We start from the raw sequence: 20,255 nt of genomic DNA on the forward strand, positions 1-20,255 counted from the left end.
TAGTTGACGGCAACGTCAGCGGACGGGCGACGCACAGAGCGGTGGTTCGTCGCCGTCGTCGGACCTGCCGGTGGTCTCGGCGAGGTTGCGGAGGGCGTGGCTGGTCGATGGCGTCGCGTTGGAGGCGAAGTCGGATGTGGGCCGTAGACGGTGGCGGTGACGCCGATGTGTGCGTGGCCGAGGAGTCTTTGATGACGACGAGTTCGACGCCCCGTTCCACTAGGAGCGTCGCGGTCAAGGGCGTCCCGCTGACGCGGGCCGCCGCGCGCCAGCGGTCGGTGACCGTCGCCCGCTCCTGTCTGCCGCCCCGCTGGCGACGGTCACCGACCACTCGGCGCGCAGAGCCCGGGAGCGTAGGCGGGACCATCAGTCGTAAGGCCGGTCCGACCGCTCAGCAGCAGACTGGCCGGGCACCTGAGAGCCGCCCGGCGGGCTCGGGCCGTCCCGGACGCCCGTACTTGCTGCCTGGCTGGGGGCCGTGACGATGGAGATAACAGGGCTGATGCCGGTACGGGGTTGAGCGAGACTCACGTGGCGGGTGGCCGGTCAGCGTGCCCGCCGTGGTGGCTGACTTTCTGTGGCACAGGTCAGAACTCCCACAGCCATGGATGCGGCATGCACGTGAGGCCCGTCCCTGCCGGGGTTGACGAGTGCGGGGGAGCCTCGATCGGTTGCGCCCGGCAGGGACGGGAGTCGGGTGGGTCAGCGCGGTGCGGTGCCTGGGCGAGCGAGGTGGGTCACGTCTGGCGCCAGGTCCGCCAGGGGCGGGTGATGATCTCCCGGTAGGTGTGGTGGGACGGGTTCTGGCCGCAGTGCCGCAGGAACCAGTCCTGCGGTTCGGCGAAGTCCTCGCTCGTCGGGGAGGTCTCTCCGTCCACGGAGCACTGCATCGCGTACAGGACCGGCTCCGCGTCCGGCTCGCGGTCGGGCTGGAGCGTCCAGGTCTCGTAGCGCAGGACCGAGCGAGGGGTCACCGTCCCCACGTCCGGTTGGCCACGGCCACCTTCGCACTCAACGCCTCCGTCGGAGTCGGCGTACGTACGTCCTCGGGCGGCACGTCCCACTCCCGGCCACCGCGCGGTGGCCGAAGCTGCACGTACGTCCCCACATGCCCCATCACCACGCCCACCCGGTCGCTTCGCCGGTCGACCACCAGGGCGCCGGCATCGGGCGAGACAGTGTGCCCGTCGGCATCAGGGGTGGGGGCCGTCACCGTGACCGCCCCGGCGAGGCGGCGCGCGACCGGGCGTCCAGTCGCAGGGCGGGAACACGTGGGATGGCGCTCATTCGCACGGTGACGCTCCTCGGCGGCGTTGATGCGTGCCCTGGGCCTGTTGGTGCCGCAGGGTCGGCACCGATCCTCACGCCGGTCACCGGGACGAAGGAACCTCCACCAAACCCCACTTCGGGACGTCCCGCACCGTGTAGAACGTCCCTGGTGCCGTCCGGAGACGAAGGGGGAGACTCGTGCCGAACGAAAGACTACGAGCCGCCATGGCGGCGGGAGGCTGGACGTACGCCGCACTCGCTCAGCAGGTCGAGGTCGACCCCAAGTCGGTCGAGCGCTGGGTGAACCTCGGGCGTATCCCACGCCGCGCCACCGCCCTCCAGGCGGCCACGGCCCTGGGAGAAGACGTGCACGCACTCTGGCCGGCGCTCCGCCAGGCCCGCCCCGCCCGCGCCATCAGTCCTGAACTGGTGGCGCTCTACGAGCAGCGGGCCGACCTCCCCGTCTCGGCGTTCACCGACCTGATGGCCCAGGCCCGGGAACGGATCGACATCCTCGTCTACGCGGCCGTCTTCCTCCACGAGGCCTACCCGCGGCTGAACGAACTCCTCACCGAACGCGCCGCCGAAGGCTGCACCGTCCGCATCGCGATCGGGGACCCCGACAGCGACACCGTCCAAGCCCGCGGCCAGGAAGAGCGGTTCGGCCACGGCATCGAATCCCGCTGCCGCCTCGCCCTCATGCACTACAGGCCACTCGCCGCCACCCCCGGCATCGAAGTCCGCACCCACGCCACCACGCTCTACAACTCCCTCTACCGCGCCGACGACCAGCAACTCGTCAACGCCCACCTCTGGGGCGTCAACGCCTACGCAGCCCCCGTATGGCACCTTCGCCGACACCAGGAGAGCGGCATGTTCGACACCTACGCCGAGAGCTTCGACGCCGTGTGGGCGACCGCAACCCCCGTACGAGAGGAAGGCTGACCGTGGCCCGCACCGAGTACTACGACGACCCGAACGCGCCCAAGCCGAACAGCATGGTCGTCGCAGCCTCCGCCGTCGTCACCGACGACCACGGGCGCATCCTCCTCCAGCGCCGCCGCGACAACGACCTATGGGCCCTGCCCGGCGGCGGCATGGACCTCACCGACTCCCTGCCCGGCACGGCCGTCCGCGAAGTCAAGGAAGAGACCGGCCTCGACGTCGAGATCACCGGCCTGGTCGGCACCTACACCGACCCGAAACACATCATCGCCTACACCGACGGCGAGGTCCGCCGCCAGTTCAACGTCTGCTTCACCGCCCGCATCACCGGCGGCCAACTGGCAATCTCCGACGAGTCCACCGAACTCCGGTTCGTGCCGCCGGAAGAGATCGAGCAGTTGCCGATGCACCACACCCAACGACTCAGGCTCCAGCACTTCCTGGAACAGCGCGAGAAGCCGTACCTGGGTTGAACCATCTGACGGCACTAGCGACGGCAACAACCCCGCACAACCACGGACACCGGCGCACGTCACCGGACCAGCAAACCGCACTTGACCTGCGAAAAAGCAGGCAGAGGGGTCCGCGTAGCACACGTACTATGTGGTGGCGGAGGCTGCGCCAGTTCTTGTGTACAACACTCGTGGCAACGCGACTGTGCGCTGGGTTTAAGGATATGGAACACGCCACCATCCGTGTGGAAGGAGACGGTCTCCCCTCGAAACCGAGCAGGTGATCAGCGCCTGGGGGACGGTGCCGGAAGTCCAAGTGGTCTTGGCACCACCAGAGCGCATGCTGGACATCTTGTGCCGAACGTGATCGAGCGGACCTTTGACCTCCCCGATGTGGGGGCTGCCATGAGGGCCCAGTAACAATCTATTGGGGCAGACTTGGGCAGCCATGACGGAATTCATAACAGCTGCGTCGCCTACTGTGTCTCTATTCTCAGAGCTGGCGGGGTAGATATACCGGCTGGGGCGTGTGGAATGCTCGCACTTCGGAAAACGCTAAGTTAGGGATTGCGGTGACCTGGCAGAAAGAACATCATGACGCTATTCTGGCCGAGATTCTTTTGAGTGAAAAGGTTGGTGTTGCGCACGTGCGACACGTCGGTGATCTGATTTCCGCCAGGGCGCAATTGAGTATGGGGATGCAGGGAACGGTCGGCCTCTCCTTCGGTCAGCGCGCAGACATAGCTGAAGCCGTGCTAAATCTGGAGGACGCCTACTATCTCGAATGGGGTAAGGTGTCTGGTGAATCATGCATTGATCGGCGGATTCCAATGCTGGCCAAATTGGAAGGCGCCTTGCGTGATGCTGTGGTAGGTATACGAAGAGTCGCTTGTCAGAACGGAATTGAAATCGACTGCTGCTCACCTCGGATGGGAGGGTAAAAATTCGTCTTCGCTGTATCCTGAGATGGGGTCTCGGAATTATCGATTGATTATCTGATTCAGTTTGGTGGGAGCGTAAGGCAACGAGCCTGACCGCTCAGAAGGCGATCCGGCTCCTGCGCGGTCCGCTTTCCTTTCCGCAGGTGCCGGCCCGAGATCCCAGCCACCCGCATCAGCTGCGCGACCCGCTTGTGGTTCACCACCGGCCCGGTCTACCGCAGCGTATTTGGAGCCTGAGACTGAAGGGGCTGCAGCAGATGGCGGCCAGATGTTCGGCGGTGATGCGGCCAACTGTGCGGAAATTCCCGCCTGTAACGCGCTATTTGCTAACCATGCCGTCGACTTTGAAGACGATTTCGGGCGAGCGCTCCAGATTTCCGATATCGAATTCTTGACAGTTCGGAGCTCCAGTGGATCGCCGGAAGCCGCATGCCTTTCCTGTCAGAGTGCGCTTGTCAGACGTGGCGCTACCGACCTCGCAGGGGGAGGATGAAGTATGAGCACACCGTTCAGTGACGCGGCTCGAGCGTTGCTCGAAGGGGCAGGTTGGACCTGGGGGCGGAGAGTTGATGTCGCGGCTCTGGTTGGCGACATGAGGGCGGTGGGATTCGATGTATCGGATGCTTCCGTGGACTTCCTGGAGGAGTTCTCTCAACTGCGAATTTCGCACGCGCCGAGCATCATAATGGGCGAGCGAGAGATCTTCTGCTGGACTGAGTTTGACCCTGCTCGGGTCTGCACCAAACGTGACGCCAGGATTGCAAATCGATGCTCCGAGTTGGTGGGGAAACCGCTCTGCCCTGTGGGTACGGATGGGTTCCACTTCACGGTCTACATTTCCGCTGGCAGTAAGTTTTATGCTGGGATGGATGCATCGGTATATAGCTATTCGGAGAATGCTGGCGAGCTGTTCTCCCTGATGACTGGTGGGGTCAGGCCGCAGCACCTTGCAGACTGGGGAGTGTAAGGCGAGGAATCGGATCAGAATTGCCGACTATCGTCTTTTCTTTCCCATGTGAGAGGCCCTATTGGAGATATTTCCAGTAGGGCCTCTTGGGTTTCTGGCGGCAGTAGTACCCAGTCCTTGAAGGGTTACGGGCTGACCCGCCCCGGAGCTCCAAAGATCTTTACCATCCGAGCGTGAGGTGACGAGGTGAATACCATTCCAACCCGTATGGTCCTCGAGGTTGTCCGTGACGGGGGAGGGCGATGGGATACTCGATCGATCGATCGATCTGGAGCTTGGAAGGCGCGGGGCTCGAATCGAGAGCGGAATTCTCTCTGATTTGCGCCGGCTTGCCGATCGGCATCTAATTCGCGAAGGTGACACCGCGCCACGGGGGACTGGCCCTCGATGGCATCTAACTGCCCGCGGTGCCAGGTGGCTCGAGGGTGCAGAGAACGCGATCGAAGAGTAGTTGGCTTTGGGTGACTTCATCCCTAAATACGTTCCCGGGTCCGAATTCCGTCGAGTCTCTGGTCTACCGGAGGAAGACCCAGGCGGCGCTTACTTAGGCATATTAGGCCGAGCTGAATGAAGAAACCCGCGGGGCCTCGCCAGACGTAGGCTGCCTAGGCCCCAAAGCGTTTTGACGCTGAGGTTGAAAGGGTGGGGTGACAGAGGGTGTTGGCGGTGCTGAATCCTCGTGATGAGGTACGCGGATGGCGGCGGTCTGACCGCTGTGGGGCGGGCGAAGCGTGAAGCAGTGCGGTTCGAGGCCGCGGCGATGTTCGAGCAGGGTGTACGGCCGCCGGGGGTGGCCCGCAGGTTACGGGTGTCGCGGAAGTATGCGTACGCCTGGCTCGCCGCCTGGCGAAAAGACGGCAGAGCGGCCCTGGCCTCCGAGGGAGCCGGCGGCCTCCCGTGCCGACTGGGCGATGATCAGGCCGAGCGGCTGCGGGCCGAGTTGGAGGCCGGACCGGCCGCGTACGGCTGGAGCGAGGACCAGCGGTGGACCTTGACAAGGGTCGCGGAGCTGAATCACCGCATGTTCGGCTGTCAGTGCACCCCGCGCGGTGTGTCGTATCTGCTGCACCGGCTGGGCTGGTCACCGCAGGTCCCCGTGCACAGGGCCGTCGAGCAGGACGAACAGGTGGTCGCCGCGTGGCGGACGGAGCAGTGGTCACGGGTCAGGGGGCGGCCCGGTTTCTGGGCGTGTGGACAGTCTTCGAGGACGAGGCCGGCCAGGACCTGAAACCCGGCAAGGGCCGAACCCGGTCGCGACGTGGGCGGGCGCCACTGGCCAGGGTGACGGGCAAGGGTTCCGGCCGGGTCCTCATGGCCGGGATGATCTGCGTCAGGCAGGGCCGCGAGACCCGGCTGATCTACCGGACCCAGACGTACCGGGGCCGGACCGGCGAGAAGAAGGGCTTCCGGGCTTGCGAGTTCGCGGACTTGCTGACCTTCGCTCGTCGGCAACTCGGAGGTGCCCCTCTGATCGTGGTGTGGGACAACGCCGGCACCCATCACGCCAAGCCCTTGCGGGACTTCTGCGAACGCAACAGCGACTGGCTGACCGTCGTCAGGCTCCCGCCCTACGCACCCGACCTCAACCCCGTCGAAGGCGTATGGGCCCACTTGAAGAAGTCCCTGGTCAACCTCGCACCCCGCACGATCGACGACCTCACCCCACCTTTTCAACCTCAGCGTCACAAACCATCTACGGAGATGAGGGAGAGATGGGTATTTTGGCGCAGTTTGAGTTGCGGCGTCATGAATGGCGCAACATTACATGTGGGTGCGGTAAGTCTGCAGACCATCTTCTGGGCTGGCTGGAGTCGGGGATCGGCGAGAATGGCATCGCATTGAGAGCCCTTGATGGACATGCTTTCATTGAGTCGAATCTCCAGCCGCCCGCTCCTGCGGTCACTGCCGTGGCCATGGCCGCACTTTCCGAGGCGCAGTCGACGGAATACAGGAAGCAGCTACTTTGGCTCCTTCTGTCGCTCGCTGCCGGGGAGGAGGATGGCGATTCCGTCGAATCGAGCATTTATTGGAAATGTCACGAGTTGATTCGAGATGGGCTTTGGTTGATTTACGGAGAAGTGGTGAAGGCGGAAGGCGCTGTAATTGGACAGTATGCCCTTGAGATTGCCGAGATCGTGGAATGGGATGAGGCTCGACTGGGCATGTACAGGGGAACTGGAAAGGGTTTCTGACGTCAGTCGGAGCTTAAGACGGTGTCTCGGTTGGCCGAGTCGTGAGCTGCGGCATGATCGTCTGGCTGAGCAGGACTGTCCAACCACCTTCAACCACCTCCAACCTCTCCCGGCTCGGCAGCGGAGGGGGCACGGCTCAACCGGTCCACGCCCCCCTCCGCCGGGCGGCCTACGGCGCGTCCACCACACTGCCCGTGACCACGGGGCTGCCGGGCAGCGGCACGCCGTCGTAGTCGGTCACCGCGAGGCGTACCGACTCGGCCGGCTCGGCCACCTGGTCCTTCACCGTCGGCACGGTGAAGTCGGTGCTGGTGGCCCCGGCCGGGATGGTCGCGTACACCCACTGGATCACCTGGGAGAGGGGGCGTTCCGGGTCGGGGAGCTCACCGATGAGGTCCATCAGCCACTGTGGGTCCACGTCCTTGGTGGACAGCTCGGCGCCCTCCGTGACCGGGAACGTCAGGACCGGCTGTCGGATGTCCTCGTCGGCGGGCGCGGAGAGGGTGAGCCGCCAGGTCAGCGTGTCTCCCTCGGTCCCCTGGTCCTTGACCGGAGTCAGGCTGACCGTGGGCTCGGGGTCGTCGTTCTGCGCGGTGACCCCGCCGCGGTAGGAGCCGATGACGGCTCCGCGTACGGCCTTGGCGAGGATGTCGTATTGCTCGTCGTAGCTGAATCGCGTGTCGCCCTCCACCTCGATGGGCACGTCGATGGCGTTGCTGCCGGCCTTCACCGTGACCAGTTCGCTCGTGGACTCCCGGGTTGCGGGGTCGACGACAGAGATGCGGACCTTGCCGCTGCCGGGCCCGGAGACCCGCACCGGGACGTGGTAGGTCTGGGTGCCCGAGTCGCCTTCCTTGACGGTGAGCCGGCCGATGTCGACGCGCGGCAGCGCAGCGGCCTTGACCGCCGGGGTGCCGGGGGCCCAGCCCCAGGCGTCCATCAGCCAGGCCTGTCCGGACCCTGAACGCGGTGTCAGCTCAAGGGACTTGATGTGCTTGAGGTCGAGTCCGGCGCGGGTGGCGGCGGTCAGCGGGACGCGCAGTTCGCGTGCCCAGTACGAGGCGGTGAGCATGCTGCCCGGCAGCCCGTCGACTTGGACCTGGCCGAGCTTGACCCGGCGGCCGGAGGAGTCGGTGACGGTCACGTCCAGCTTGGTGCCGGTCGTGTTGGGGGGCACGAACACGCGCAGCGCCAGGCTCTTGGCGCCGGAGAGAGACACCGGAGCGGCGGGGCGGATCTTGGCCGCGGTGCCCGGCGCCGACCACTTCAGCGCGACCGCGCCGCGGCCGGCCTCCTTGGTCGTGAACCACCAGGGGAAGTGCGGCGACGAACCCTCGGCGTCCGGGGGCAGACAGGCCACGGCCGGGTCGGGGTCGAGCGCCGCGCACAGCCTGCCGCCGGTCACCTTCACCGGGGCGTCGGGCAGGAAGCCGCCGGTGCGGCGGGCGCCGACCGCGTGGGTCAGCACGCGGGCCGGATCGGCGGACGGGGCGCGCAGGCCCGAGCCGTCGAGCAGCGGGCGCACCCGGTCGTCGCCGGCGACGAACAGCCGAGCAGCGGCGGCGATGTAGGTGGAACCCGCCCGGTGCTGCTGGTCGGCGGTCAGCCGGGTGCTGGCGCCCGGGGAGCACACCGGGTCGGGCTCCTCGTCCGGGAACTCCCAGAAGTCGTCCCAGGAGGGTGCCTCCGCCTTGCCCGGCGTCCACTCGGTGTTGAAGAAGTTGTGGTTGGCGCCGACCACGTAGACGGCACTGTGCAGTGCGGTGCCCTGGCTGACCCCGCGCGTCCCGTCGACGTACACCTCGCCCTGGAGGTCGGAGACATCGCCGTCGCAGCCGGGGAGGATCGTCGTGGACGGCACGTCGGCGACCGGATTGTGGCCGAAGATCGTCGGTGCGATCAGGACGGTCCCGCGGATCTTCCAGCGCACCGGGCCTTTGTAGCCGTCCTGTGCGCCGGGCGGCGGGTAGAGGCTGTCCAGGGCGGCCCGGTTGACGCCCTCGCCGCCGCGCGAGTGGCCGACGAGCAGAACGCGGGACAGGTCGGCATTGGTCGCGCCGGGCACGCCCGCGGGGGCGGTGGCCGGCCTGGCGGCCCATCCGGCCCACTCGGCGAGGTGCTGCCGCACCAGCGAGGAGCGCGCCTGCGCGCCGCCGTCCTCGGCCTCCCAGTCCTGGCCGTTGATGCCGTTCGCGGAGATCGACACCGTCACATAGCCCTGGGAGGCCAGCAGCTTCTGATCCTGCAGATAGCCCTTGTGGCTCGGAATCGGCTGAGTGCCGGCCGAGCAGGGCCATTCCATGGTCACGTCGTCCTCAGTCCCGCCCGGCTTGAAGCAGGCGGTGTGGCGGCCGTGCAGGAAGAGCGCGAGGGGCCGCTTGCCGGTGGCGCCCCTGGGCGCGACGACGACGGCCTCCATCTCGACCGGCGCGGCGAACCCGGGCAGCTTCACCGGGTCGAGGTCGTACTCGCCGGTGACCGTGGAGTACGAGCCCGGCCTGCCGGGGTCCACGGAGTTCGCCGGGAGCTGGGCGAGGGGCTGGACGGCCGCCGCGGAGTCCGTCGACTTCTTGCCGGTGCTGTCGCTGTCGGCGGGCGCGTCCAACCGGCGTCCGCTCGCCAGGACTTGGAGGTCCTTCAGCGGCGTGGTCCGGTCGAGGGCGAGCCGGAACGTGCGGCCGTCCTTCGTCGGTCTCGGTACGCCGAGCAGCCTGCCGTCCGCATGGAACTCGACACGGGCGTCGCCCGCGGACACGGGCCTGTCCGACCGCCAGACCAGCTCTCGCGCGCCGCCCTGCCCGGTGACGCGCCAGCCCGGCGGCAGTCCGCTGTCGGCGTTCGCCGTCAACGGCGTTGCCTGGAGAGGCTGTTGGGCCTGGGCCAGTCCCGGTAAGCCCGCCAGGGCCGCGAGCGCGGCCACGGCGGTGACACCTATTCGCCGGGTACGGTTCAAGGGTCCCTCCTCACACATAGAGCGAGGGCGTCCCGTCCGTCCCGGAAGCCCCTCACGCTTCGTAAGGAAGCGAAAGGGGGCCTGTGGGTTGCCTGTGGCGGGGAAGTGGGCCCGGGCGGGGCATGAATCGGGTCGCCGGGGTCGCCTGGCCGTGCGGCCATCTGGCCGGCCTTGCTGTGCGGGTCGGCTGCCTCCGCCGGTCCCGGCAGGGTGACGTGGCTCCGGGTTAGGCAGACCGGCACCCGGCTTTGCCAGTTCTTTACAACGCGCCCCGCCGCTCCCTCGTCTCTCCTCTCGATCCGTACCCAGCCCGCCGGTCAAGAGCGCGGGCGGGCCGACGAAAGAGAGCGATTCATGCGCCGAACTGTCCTCAGCGCCATGGCACTCGCGTGCACCGCCGTGCTGGCGAGCACGGTGCCCGCGTTCGCCGACGGGACTTCCCCGAGCCCGGTCCCCACCCGCGCCGCCCAGAGCGTGTCCCCGACCCCGGTTCCGAGCGCCGAACCGAGCAAGGCGCCTGCCCAGAGCGCCGAACCGACCACGGCGCCTGCCCCGGCCGAGGTCGCCGAGGTACCGAAGGGAGCGCCCGACACCGGTGTGGCGTCGGCGTCGGCACAGTCCGGAACCGACGGAGCGCTGATCGGCGGGGGCGCGGCCGCGGCCTTCGCGGCGGGCGGCGTGGCGTTCTACCTCGTACGGCGCCGGCAGGCGACCGGGGCATGACCTCGCTCTCCAGGCGCGCGTTCACCACCGCGGCCGTAGCCTCACTGCTCGTGAGCTGCGGTGGCGGCGGTGGTCGGGCCGGGGAACAGCCCACGACCGCACGGCCCGGTACGAGCACGGGTACGGGTACGAGCACGGGTAGAGGTACGGGCCCGACCATGAGTACGCCGCCGTCCTCGCGGTCCTCCGCGAAGGCAACGCATGCTCTCGCGCGGTCGGTCCCGGTCAGCTTGCAGATCCCGGCCATCGAGGTCGACACCCCGGTCATGCGGCTCGGGTTGGCCGCGGACGGCACCGTGCAGGTCCCCCCGATCACGGCACACGACCGGGCGGGCTGGTACCGGCACTCGCCGACGCCGGGTCAGACCGGCCCGTCGGTGATCCTCGGCCATGTCACGGTCGGCGACTACGGGGACGGCGTCTTCCGTCGTCTCGCAGGTCTGCACCGGGGAGACAGGATCGTGGCGCGCCTGGAGAACGGCACAGCGGCGGTGTTCGGCGTCACCTCCGTACGGACGGTCGCCAAGGCGGACTTCCCGACGGACGACGTCTACGGTGACGTCGGCCGACCGGAGCTGCGGCTCATCACGTGCGGCGGGACGCTCACCGATGACGGGTACCCCGACAACGTGATCGTCTTCGCCGCGCTGAGCGACGCAAGTCCCTGATCCGCGCCCCTTGAACACGGATCCCGGGCCGCCGTTGCCCCGTACGACAGCGGCGGCCCGGGATCCTCCCCCCACCCCCCCCACGAGTGCATCACGACCATGGAGAGCGTTGAAACGGTCCCGCGAGAAGGCAGCGTCCGAACTGTTCGCCGCCCTCTACCCGCGCCTCGCCGGCTGGTGCCGTCGCCTGGTCGACGACGACGAGACGGCGCACGAGATCGCCTCGGAGGCGTTCACCCGGCTCTGGGCACGATGGACGTCGGTGGAGGAGCCCCGCGGGTTCCTCTACGTCACCGCGGCCAACCTCGTCCGGGACCACTGGCGCAGGACCGAGCGCGAACGCAGAGCCGTGCACCGTGCGACGGTCGAAGCCGCCGTCCGCCCGGGGATCGAACAGGCCGACCCCTCGGTACGCCTGCTCGTGCAGTCCCTGCCGGAACGACTGCGCGTCCCGATCCTGCTGCACTACTACGCTGACATGCCGATCCGGGAGGTTTCCGTGCTGACCGGGCGCAAGGAAGGAACCGTCAAGGCCGACCTCCACGCGGCCCGAGAACTGCTGCGCGCCCACCTGAGGAGAAGCCTTGATCACACACTCTGACCACGGTCCGGACTCCGACCCCGACGACCCTCTCGCCGTCATCCTGCGGCCCGGCTCGGAGTACCTCGGCCCGCCCCCGGGGCGGTACGAGGCGATCCGCCGCGGTGCGGCCCGCCGCCGACTGCTCCGCGCCGCGGCCGGGGTCGCCGTGTCGTGCGCGGTCGCCGCCGTCATCTCGCTGCCCGTCCTCCTGGCGGCACCCGAGACACCCGTGTCCCCGACGGTCCCACTCGCCCCGCCCCCGGCGACCAGCCCACCCCCCGCGACCAGCCCGCTGCCCGCGACCGGCGCCCCGGCGACGACCGCTCCTCCGACCAAGAGCAGCCCTTCGGGCGCACCCACGCCGTCGGCAACGCCCGATCCCGTCGACTCCCTCCCGACAAAGGGTGCCTCGACCGGCAGCCCCAGCATCCCGACCCGCGCACCGTCGGAAACACCGCCGTCGCCGGCCACCGAGGCGTCGACTGTTCCGAGCGCGGCCGAGCCCACACAAGCGGCCCCGCAGGGGTGACTACGGCCGCGCCGACGCACGCGGTGGCGCGTCGAGTGCCCGGCTGATCGCGGCCGCTGCCTCCCGTACGGCGGCAGCGAGCCGGTCCCGCGGGGCGGCGGTTCCGGTGGTCACAGCGACCGCGGCCAAGGTGATGCCGGCACGTGACACCGGGGCGGCCAGGGAGAGTTCACCGAGCCGGTACTCCTCGTGGGCTTCGGCCAGGCCCCCCTCGCGGATCCGCGCCAGCTGGGCGCGGAGGGGGCCGGGCGCGGTCAGGGTGTACGGGGTGTGGCGTACGCCGGTGGCAGGCAGCCCGTGTCCGTACGCCAGCAGTACCTTTCCCGCCGCGGTCGCGTGCAGCGGCAGCCGTTCGCCGGTCACCAGACACAGTGCGGTGCCGGCCGCCGGGACGGCAAGGTCCGCGTGGCCGCCCGTACGGGCTGTCAGCGCGCGCAGTGCAGGAAGCGCGGGGTGCTGCACTGGGACGCGTGGTGAGCTCCGACACGAGGGGCTGGTTTTGAACGTGTTCAACTCTAGGCGTACGCTCCGGGCATGAGCGAGAGATCCGCCCTTCTGAAGGGCATCCGCGCGTGGTTGGTCCTGTTCGTCGTCTGCCTGGTGCTCAGCGGGGCCACGGCCTTCCCCCTGGTGCACGAACTGCGCTGGACCGAGGACGTGTTGAGGGCCCTGTCCGTGCCCGAGCACCTTCCCGGGCTGATGGACTGGATCGAGCGGGTGCGCCGGGGGCTCGACGCCGCCGACGCCGAGTACCCCTTCGTGCTGTACGGCACGGACTGGCTGGCGTTCGCGCACCTGGTGATCGCGGTCGCCTTCTACGGGCCCTACCGCGACCCCGTACGCAACATCTGGGTCATCGAGTTCGGCATGATCGCCTGCGCCGGGATCATCCCGCTCGCACTGATCTGCGGCCCGATCCGGGGAATTCCCTTCTGGTGGACGGTCATCGACATGTCGTTCGGGATCTTCGGGGTGCTCCCGCTGTACTGGGTTCGCAGGAAGATCAAGCGCTTGGAGACGCTCACCGCCGTCGCACCTTCGACGGCGGCCGCCGTCACAACCTGAACGTCGCCGTCACAACCTGAACGTCGCCGTCACAGCTGAACGTCGCCGTCACAACGTGAACGTCGCTCGCACGATGCGCTCGGCGACGGGATTCATCCCTTGCCCCTTCGCGTCGGTCGAGTTGACGGAGTAGACGAGGGTTCGGGACAGGTCGCGGGTGGCGGCGATGATCGTGTTGTAGCCCCAGCGACCGCCCGTCTTCAGCCACAACTCCGTGCCGTCCCCGGTGACATACCGCTCGAGCCCCGCGCTCATCGTGGCCCCGGGGATGCCCGCCGGGACCGTGAACATCTCCTTCAACTGCCGCTGCGGCACGACCTGTCCACGGAAGAGTGCCTTCAGGAACCGCTCCAGATCCACCGTCGTGGAGATCATGTCGCCCGCCGCCCAGGCGTCCGTCACGCCCCACACGGTGACATCACGCAGTTCGGTCGTGCCGTCGGCGTGCGTGACGCTCTGGTAGCCGTGGTTGTGCGGTCCGTTGATGGCCGGGTCGGTGCCGGGGAAGTACGTGTTGCTCATCCTCAGCGGTTCGAAGATCCGGCGTGCCGCCTCCTGCTCGTACGAGTGGCCGGTGAGCCGTTCGACCAGCAGGCCGAGCACGGTGTAGTTGATGTTGAGGTAGTGCTGCTGAGTGCCCGGCGTGAACTCGGGTTCCTTGGCGGTGGCCGAGGCGAGCATCTCCTGGGGGGTGTGGAGGTCGAAGCGGTGTGCGTACACCTCCTCGAAGGTGTCGCCGGGGAGGTCGGCGGCCGGAAAGCCGCTGGTGTGGTTCAGCAACTGCCGGACGGTGACCTTCTTGTACGCCGCCGGGATCAGGTCAGGAAGGTAGTCCCGGACCGGCCGGCCGAGGTCCGCCCTTCCCTCCGCCGCGAGTTGGAGCACGAGCGCCGCCGTGACCACCTTCGTCGTCGAACCGGCCCGGAAGAGCCCGTTCGGATCCGCCGCCGAACCGCTTGCGAGATCGTGCACCCCGGCACTCCCGCGCCAGCGCCCGTCGGCGCCCCCGACCCGTACGAGCGCGGCCGTAGCGTCGGAGTCCGGCAGCCCGGTGAGCGCGGCGGCCAGAGCGTTCACATCCGGGCCGGCGGTGGTGGACCGGGTGACCCCGGCGGGGGACGCGAAGGCGGGGACTGCCAGCGGACCCGCCGCCAGGCCCAGGACGAGGGTGGCGGCGATAGCTGTGAGGGCACGCGTGCGCATGGGCTGCTCCTGGTGGGCGCGGCTGTTGGTGATCATCCTGCGGCCGTACGCGCCCGGCCGGATCCTCACTGGGAAGGGTCCTGCCCCCGGTGCAGACCCCGAGTAACTCCCTTATCGAGAAGGGGAGTTGTCAGGGATGGCCCCTAGGTGCCGCCGGTGGTGTGCATGGGGATTTCCCGCCCCCACCCCCTACCCCTTGCGCAGGGCGCACAGCGTGTCGATGCGGTTCGTCGTGATCGAGTCGACGCCGAGGTCGAGGAGTCGGCGCATGGAGCGGCGGGTGTCCGGGGTCCAGACCGACAGCAGGTAGCCGTCGCGGTGGACGCGCGCCGCGAGGCCGCGGTCGATCAGGCCGAAGCGGTAGTTGAGCCAGCGGGGACGCACCGCGTCGAGGAGGACCGGCCGCGGGGGTGCCAACGTCGTCCAGGTCAGCGCGATCTCCGCGGCGGGGTCGGCGGCGCGCACGGCAAGCATGGACGCGGCGCCCGCGCAGTAGTACACCCGCTCCTGCGCCCCGCAGTCGCGGATGACGTCCACGATCCGGCGTACGACCGCGACGTCGGGCGAGTCCGGCAAGTCGATCATCACCCGGCCGTCCCCGGTCGCGGCCAACGCGTCCGCCAGCGTCGGCACCCCGCCACCCGTGAGCCCGCGCACCTCGTCCGAGGAGAGCGAGCCGAGCGGCCGGTCATGGCCCCAGAGCCGCTTCAGCGTCGAGTCGTGCAGGAGGACGGGGACGCCGTCACGGGTGAGCCGTACGTCGATCTCGACCGCGTCCGCGCCCAGTTGGAGCGCGGAACGCAGCGAGTCGATCGTGTTCTCGCGGACGCGGTAGGGGTCGCCGCGATGGGCAACGGCAGTCACGGTGCGCATGGGCCCATTGTGAAGGTTCGGCGTCGCGAAGCGGATCGTTGAGGGGTGGTGGTCAGGTGAGGAGTGGGTTGCTCACGGCGCGAGCCAGGCCGAGGCGTACGTGTCGATCTCCTCGGCGAGCCTCGCCTTGCCGGGCGCGTCGAGGAACGACGCCTCTACGGCGTTCTTGGCGAGTGCGGCGAGGCCGAGTTCGTCGAGGTCGAGGAGACGGGCGGCGACCGCGTACTCGTTGTTGAGGTCGGTGCCGAACATCGGCGGGTCGTCCGAGTTGATGGTCACCAGAACCCCGGCCCGGGTGAACTCCTTGATGGGGTGCTCGTCGAGGGTGCGGACCGCACGGGTCGCGATGTTCGAGGTCGGGCAGACCTCCAGCGCGACCCGGTGCTCGGCCAGGTGCGCGAGCAGCTTCGGGTCCCGGACGGAGCTGGTGCCGTGTCCGATGCGGTCGGCGCGCAGGTCGTTCAGCGCGTCCCAGACTGTCTCCGGGCCCGTCGTCTCGCCCGCGTGCGGCACGGAACGCAGGCCTGCCGCGATCGCGCGGTCGAAGTACGGCTTGAACTGCGGTCGCGGTACGCCGATCTCGGGCCCGCCGAGCCCGAAGGAGACAAGCCCCTCGGGGCGCAGCCGGTCATCGGTGGCGAGCCGCACCGTCTCCTCGGCGGCTTCCAGCCCCGCCTCGCCGGGAATGTCGAAGCACCAGCGCAGTACGACACCGAGCTCGGCCTCAGCCGCCTTGCGGGCGTCCTCGATCGCGTCCATGAAGGCGCGTTCGTCGATGCCACGGCGGGTGGAGGAGAACGGCGTGATGGTCAGCTCGGCGTAACGGACCTGCTGCCGGGCCATGTCCCGCGCGACCTCGTAAGTCAGCAGCCGCACGTCCTCCGGAGTGCGAATGAGGTCGACGACGGACAGATACACCTCGATGAAGTGGGCGAAGTCCGTGAAGGTGAAGTAGTCCGCGAGGGCCTCGGGGTCGGTCGGCACCTTGGAGTCGGGATGGCGGGCGGCCAGCGTGGACACGATACGGGGAGAGGCTGAGCCGACGTGGTGCACGTGCAGTTCGGCCTTGGGAAGCCCGGCGATGAAGGAGTGCGGATGGCGGACGGCATCGCGTGGGGTGTGGTGGACGGTCAAGGGTTCCTCCCCGGAACGGCGTCCCCGCACGCGGCAGCGGGACGCGGGTGATCGGCTGATCGGTGGTTCAGGGATCATCGTAGGCGGCGGCCCACCTGGCACAGGCTCGGGCCGTAGCATGACAGAACGCACAACAGAGGGGGGCTCTGGCATGTCCGACGACGCGCAGACGCGGGGAGTGCCGCACGACGAGGGCGCGGGTGCGTCGGCTTCCGGGGGAGAGGCAACCCCGGTGCCGCGATCCGACGCGACGCCACCGGGGGATCAGCCGTCGGGTGCCGTGCCTGAGGCTGCCGCTCCTGCCTCGGGGATCCCGTCGGGTGAGCCGGTGGAGTCGTACCCGCTGCTGTCCGATGCGATACCACCGGCGAACTTCGAGCCCGGTGCCGCGCCTGAGGCTGCCGCTCCTGCTCCCGCTCCGAAGGTCCCCTTGGACAAGCCCGCCGCGGGCCCGGGTTCCGAGCCGAACCTATGGGCAGCCCCGGAGGAGAAGGCCCGCTCCAGACGGAACGGTGCCGAGCCCGTGCACGACCAGCGGACGGTCACGCCGTTCCCCGGGCCGGGTGCGGCGGGTGCGGCGGCGGCAGCGGGTGCGTCGGGTGCAGCGAGTACGTCGGCTACGCCGGTCACGCCCGCCCCACTCGCCGCGGGTGCCCCCATCCCCCCGCCATGGGACAACCCCTTCGCACCCCCCGCCGCACACACTCCCTATCCCCAGCAGCACAATCCTTATCCCCAGCCCGCTCCCTATCCCCAGCCCGCTCCCGGACAGTCCGTCCCTCCGCCGCCCTTCGCTCCCGGAGGCCCCGGTCAGCCGCCTCCGTACCCGTACGGCTACCCGTCCCACCCGCCGCAGCAGCTCTACTACCCGGGCGCCCCCGGCTATGGCGGCTGGCCTGCCATGCCCATGGCGCCGAGCAACGGCATGGGCACCGCCGCCCTGGTACTCGGCATCGCCTCGGCTGCTCTGTTCTGCGTGTGGCCGCTGACGTTCGTGATGGGGATCCTCAGCGTGGTCTTCGGCGTGATCGGCCGCCGCAAAGCAGCTCGTGGTGAGGCGACGAACCCGGGCCAGGCGCTGGCCGGGATCATCTGTGGAGCGGTCGGCATCGTCCTGGCCATCGCGCTGGTCGTGTTCATCTTCGTCTTCGCGGACGGCGGCACATCCGAAATCGACTCGGGCACGGACGGCGACGGTTTCTCCACGTCACTTGTCATGGAGCAGCTCCGCTAAGCGATCTGCCGAGCGCTCCGCCGGAAGTACAGGGATGTGCCGTCGATCGTCTGCGGCACCGTCGTGGCTGGTCGCGCAGTTCCCCGCGCCCCTTCAGGGCGCTGCCGAACCGAAGCGGACCTTCACCCGCCCTGCTCAGCGGCCCCGAACGAAGCTCCCCGCGGGTCAAGACCTCCCCGCGGGCCAAGCCCGCCGCGAGCGACTCCGCCAGGTATCTCCCCGCCGTCCTCGACCACCCGCCGGAACCGCCCCCGCACCTCCATCAGCGCGAACCCCAGCAGATTCAGCCCCCGCCACCGCCCCGGATCCGCCGCACGCTCATCGTCGGCCGCCAGCCCGATCCCCCATACCCGGTCCATCGGGCTGGCCTCGACGAGCACCCGCTCGCCCGTGCCCAGCAGAAACTCCCGTAGTTCGGGATGCGCGGCGAACTTGTGGACGCTGCCCTCGACCACGATCGCGAACCGCTCGCGCTCCCACACGGCGTCGTCGAAACCGCGCACGAGCCGCCCCGCCTTCTTGGCCTGCGCGGGACTGCGGGCGTCGACAGCGCGCCGCTCGGCCTCCGGGTCGCCGAAGAGCCGCGCTTTCCGCGCCATCATCCAGTGCTCGGCTGTCGCGTAGGCCACGCCGTCCACCGTGAACGGCGATGGCCACCACTGACTGAGACAGCTCGCGCCCACCTGGCCGTCCGGCCTCGGCCGGTGCCCCCAGAAGCGCAGGTACTTCACCTTTCCCCCGGAGCGGACCCTGCTGACCAGCGCGTCCCGTGAATCGATCTTCCCCATGCACGCGAGTCTGGCAGCCACCACTGACAATCCGTCCTGCCTTTTCCAAGAGGACTCGACACCTGGTCGACAGATTCCGTCGCGTAACCAAAAGGCAACAACGGAATCACTTGTTGGAGTCCCTTTGCTCTGTCAGGATCGGCACTCAAATCGAGCTGGAGCTACGCCGACCCCCGCAGGACGGGGAGGGTGGCGGAGGAGAGCGACATGCACAAACCGGGCCATCGCTTCCAGGCGCAGGACCGCTTCGCGGACGGCGCGCAGTACATCGCGGGCCGACTGACCAAGGGCACCTCCGGCCGCACGTACGCGGTTGTCGACCCGTCCACGGGTGAAGAGATCTACAGGTACGAGCTCGCGGGCACCGCCGACGTGGACGCCGCTGTCGCGGCCGCTCGCGCGGCGTTTCCCGGCTGGTCCGGCGCCACACCGGGCGAGCGCTCCGACGCGCTGCACCGCTTCGCGGCCGTGCTCGCCGACCGTGCCGACGAGCTCTCCCGTGCCGAGTCCGTGCAGTGCGGCAAGCCGCTCAAGCTCACCCGGGAGTTCGACGTCCCGGGGACCATCGACAACACCGCCTTCTTCGCGGGCGCGGCCCGACACCTGCAGGGCCAGTCCGCGGGCGAGTACTCCGGCGACCACACCTCGTACGTACGCCGTGAACCCATCGGTGTCGTCGGCTCCATCGCGCCCTGGAACTACCCCCTCCAGATGGCCGCCTGGAAGGTCCTCCCGGCCATCGCGGCCGGCAACACGATCGTCCTGAAGCCCGCCGAGCTCACCCCGCTCACCTCCCTCCTCTTCGCCGAGGCGGCCACGGCGGCGGGCATCCCCGACGGTGTCATCAACATCGTCACGGGGGCGGGAAAGGATGTAGGTGAACATCTCGTCGGCCACCCCGACGTCGTCATGACCTCCTTCACCGGGTCCACCGCCGTCGGCAAGCGGGTAGCGGAGATCGCCACCGCGACCGTCAAGCGGCTCCATCTGGAGCTGGGCGGCAAGGCGCCTTTCGTGGTCTTCGACGACGCGGATCTCGACGCCGCCGTCAACGGCGCGGTCGCCGGTTCGCTGATCAACACCGGGCAGGACTGCACGGCCGCCACGCGCGCGTACGTGCAAAGGCCTCTCTACGAAGCCTTCGTGTCCCGAACCGCCGACCTCATGGCGCGTGTCCGCGTAGGCGACCCCTTCGCGCCCGACACCGATCTCGGGCCGCTGATCTCGCACGCCCAGCGCGACCGTGTAGCCGGATTCGTCGACCGGGCGCGCTCCTACGCGCGCGTGGTCACCGGCGGAGCCGTCCCGCAGGGCGACCTCAAGAGCGGCGCCTACTACACGCCGACCCTCGTCGCCGACGCCGCCCAGGACAGCGAGATCGTGCAGTCCGAGATCTTCGGGCCGGTGCTCGTGGTGCTGCCCTTCGACACCGACGACGAGGGCATCGCGCTGGCCAACGACACACCGTACGGACTCGCCGCCTCCGCCTGGAGCCGTGACGTCTACCGCGCCAACCGCGCGACCCGCGAGATCAAGGCGGGCTGCGTCTGGGTCAACGACCACATTCCGATCATCAGCGAGATGCCGCACGGCGGTTACAAGGCGTCCGGCTTCGGCAAGGACATGTCCGCGTACTCGTTCGAGGAGTACACACAGATCAAGCACGTCATGTTCGACAACACTGGGGTTGCCGAGAAGGACTGGCACCGCACGATCTTCGGGGACCGGAGCTAGGG

The 20,255-nt window shown here is 68.8% G+C and carries 19 protein-coding genes and 4 pseudogenes; 14 read left to right on the forward strand and 9 right to left on the reverse strand.

Going from position 1 to position 20,255, the window contains the following annotated elements; translation table 11 throughout:
• Positions 1–15: 15 nt before the first annotated feature.
• The 3 genes and pseudogenes from ACFYPC_RS28930 to ACFYPC_RS28940 form a co-directional block, all read right to left on the reverse strand.
• A pseudogene (locus ACFYPC_RS28930) lies at positions 16–235 on the reverse strand (site-specific integrase); the annotation flags it as partial.
• Between the two features lie 502 nt (positions 236–737).
• Positions 738–983 carry a hypothetical protein gene (locus ACFYPC_RS28935; protein ID WP_388682015.1) on the reverse strand — a complete coding sequence of 82 codons (246 nt, stop codon included), beginning with the start codon at positions 981–983 and terminating at the stop codon, positions 738–740.
• Positions 971–1,213, reverse strand: a complete 243-nt coding sequence (locus ACFYPC_RS28940; RefSeq protein WP_388682017.1) for a hypothetical protein — start codon at positions 1,211–1,213, stop codon at positions 971–973. The genes ACFYPC_RS28935 and ACFYPC_RS28940 overlap by 13 nt, the downstream gene beginning before the upstream one ends.
• Positions 1,214–1,494: 281 nt before the next feature.
• Between ACFYPC_RS28940 and ACFYPC_RS28945 the strand changes: the two genes are divergently transcribed.
• From ACFYPC_RS28945 to ACFYPC_RS28975, 7 genes and pseudogenes are all read left to right on the forward strand, one after another.
• A complete protein-coding gene (locus ACFYPC_RS28945; protein WP_388682261.1) occupies positions 1,495–2,214 on the forward strand; it encodes a DUF5919 domain-containing protein in 720 nt (239 codons plus the stop codon).
• Positions 2,215–2,216: 2 nt separating this feature from the next.
• Positions 2,217–2,687 carry an NUDIX domain-containing protein gene (locus ACFYPC_RS28950; RefSeq protein ID WP_388682021.1) on the forward strand — a complete coding sequence of 157 codons (471 nt, stop codon included), beginning with the start codon at positions 2,217–2,219 and terminating at the stop codon, positions 2,685–2,687.
• A 551-nt stretch (positions 2,688–3,238) separates the two neighbouring features.
• Positions 3,239–3,607: a hypothetical protein gene (locus ACFYPC_RS28955; RefSeq protein ID WP_388682024.1), complete on the forward strand. Its 369-nt coding sequence runs from the start codon at positions 3,239–3,241 to the stop codon at positions 3,605–3,607.
• Positions 3,608–4,103: 496 nt separating this feature from the next.
• The gene (locus ACFYPC_RS28960; RefSeq protein WP_388682027.1) at positions 4,104–4,574 is read left to right on the forward strand and encodes an SUKH-3 domain-containing protein; all 471 of its coding nucleotides are present in this window, start codon (positions 4,104–4,106) and stop codon (positions 4,572–4,574) included.
• 682 nt (positions 4,575–5,256) lie between these two features.
• Complete coding sequence (locus ACFYPC_RS28965; protein ID WP_388682030.1) at positions 5,257–5,802, forward strand: transposase; 546 nt, start codon at positions 5,257–5,259, stop codon at positions 5,800–5,802.
• Positions 5,763–6,173, forward strand: a pseudogene (locus tag ACFYPC_RS28970) (transposase); the annotation flags it as partial. The gene ACFYPC_RS28965 and the pseudogene ACFYPC_RS28970, both read left to right, overlap by 40 nt.
• Positions 6,174–6,286: 113 nt before the next feature.
• A complete protein-coding gene (locus ACFYPC_RS28975) occupies positions 6,287–6,766 on the forward strand; it encodes a hypothetical protein (RefSeq protein WP_388682274.1) in 480 nt (159 codons plus the stop codon).
• Positions 6,767–6,935: 169 nt separating this feature from the next.
• Here ACFYPC_RS28975 and ACFYPC_RS28980 read toward each other — a convergent pair whose 3' ends face one another.
• Positions 6,936–9,737, reverse strand: coding sequence for a hypothetical protein (locus ACFYPC_RS28980; RefSeq protein WP_388682033.1), 2,802 nt, complete (start codon positions 9,735–9,737; stop codon positions 6,936–6,938).
• Between the two features lie 336 nt (positions 9,738–10,073).
• Here ACFYPC_RS28980 and ACFYPC_RS28985 point away from each other — a divergent pair, with 336 nt between their 5' ends.
• The 4 genes from ACFYPC_RS28985 (at position 10,074) to ACFYPC_RS29000 (ending at position 12,222) form a co-directional block, all read left to right on the forward strand.
• Complete coding sequence (locus tag ACFYPC_RS28985) at positions 10,074–10,442, forward strand: sortase-dependent protein (RefSeq protein ID WP_388682035.1); 369 nt, start codon at positions 10,074–10,076, stop codon at positions 10,440–10,442.
• Positions 10,439–11,110 carry a class F sortase gene (locus ACFYPC_RS28990; protein WP_388682038.1) on the forward strand — a complete coding sequence of 224 codons (672 nt, stop codon included), beginning with the start codon at positions 10,439–10,441 and terminating at the stop codon, positions 11,108–11,110. The genes ACFYPC_RS28985 and ACFYPC_RS28990 overlap by 4 nt, the downstream gene beginning before the upstream one ends.
• Before the next feature lie 109 nt (positions 11,111–11,219).
• Entirely contained in the window at positions 11,220–11,711 is a 492-nt protein-coding gene (locus tag ACFYPC_RS28995) for an RNA polymerase sigma factor (RefSeq protein ID WP_388682040.1), read from the forward strand.
• Positions 11,695–12,222: a hypothetical protein gene (locus ACFYPC_RS29000; RefSeq protein WP_388682043.1), complete on the forward strand. Its 528-nt coding sequence runs from the start codon at positions 11,695–11,697 to the stop codon at positions 12,220–12,222. The genes ACFYPC_RS28995 and ACFYPC_RS29000 overlap by 17 nt, the downstream gene beginning before the upstream one ends.
• Here the strand turns inward: ACFYPC_RS29000 and ACFYPC_RS29005 are convergent, their stop codons facing one another.
• Positions 12,223–12,684 (reverse strand): IclR family transcriptional regulator C-terminal domain-containing protein, encoded by a 462-nt coding sequence (locus ACFYPC_RS29005; RefSeq protein ID WP_388682046.1) that lies wholly within the window; start codon positions 12,682–12,684, stop codon positions 12,223–12,225.
• Between the two features lie 72 nt (positions 12,685–12,756).
• On the opposite strand from ACFYPC_RS29005, the gene ACFYPC_RS29010 reads away from it, so the two are divergent.
• A complete protein-coding gene (locus ACFYPC_RS29010) occupies positions 12,757–13,287 on the forward strand; it encodes a hypothetical protein (protein WP_388682049.1) in 531 nt (176 codons plus the stop codon).
• A gap of 48 nt (positions 13,288–13,335) precedes the next feature.
• On the opposite strand, the gene ACFYPC_RS29015 is transcribed toward ACFYPC_RS29010, so the two are convergent.
• The 3 genes and pseudogenes from ACFYPC_RS29015 to ACFYPC_RS29025 form a co-directional block, all read right to left on the reverse strand.
• A complete protein-coding gene (locus ACFYPC_RS29015) occupies positions 13,336–14,526 on the reverse strand; it encodes a serine hydrolase domain-containing protein (RefSeq protein ID WP_388682051.1) in 1,191 nt (396 codons plus the stop codon).
• A 153-nt stretch (positions 14,527–14,679) separates the two neighbouring features.
• Positions 14,680–15,363 (reverse strand): glycerophosphodiester phosphodiesterase, encoded by a 684-nt coding sequence (locus ACFYPC_RS29020; protein ID WP_388682054.1) that lies wholly within the window; start codon positions 15,361–15,363, stop codon positions 14,680–14,682.
• Between the two features lie 72 nt (positions 15,364–15,435).
• Positions 15,436–16,549, reverse strand: a pseudogene (locus tag ACFYPC_RS29025) (adenosine deaminase).
• Between the two features lie 99 nt (positions 16,550–16,648).
• Between ACFYPC_RS29025 and ACFYPC_RS29030 the strand changes: the two are divergent.
• The gene (locus ACFYPC_RS29030; RefSeq protein ID WP_388682057.1) at positions 16,649–17,731 is read left to right on the forward strand and encodes a DUF4190 domain-containing protein; all 1,083 of its coding nucleotides are present in this window, start codon (positions 16,649–16,651) and stop codon (positions 17,729–17,731) included.
• A 239-nt stretch (positions 17,732–17,970) separates the two neighbouring features.
• On the opposite strand, the pseudogene ACFYPC_RS29035 reads toward ACFYPC_RS29030, so the two are convergent.
• A pseudogene (locus ACFYPC_RS29035) lies at positions 17,971–18,549 on the reverse strand (NADAR family protein); the annotation flags it as partial.
• A 177-nt stretch (positions 18,550–18,726) separates the two neighbouring features.
• Between ACFYPC_RS29035 and ACFYPC_RS29040 the strand changes: the two are divergent.
• Positions 18,727–20,253: a gamma-aminobutyraldehyde dehydrogenase gene (locus ACFYPC_RS29040; protein WP_388682059.1), complete on the forward strand. Its 1,527-nt coding sequence runs from the start codon at positions 18,727–18,729 to the stop codon at positions 20,251–20,253.
• The last annotated feature ends 2 nt before the right edge of the window (positions 20,254–20,255 follow it).

The organism is Streptomyces sp. NPDC005808 (genome assembly GCF_042871385.1).
Taxonomy (GTDB): Bacteria; Actinomycetota; Actinomycetes; order Streptomycetales; family Streptomycetaceae; genus Streptomyces.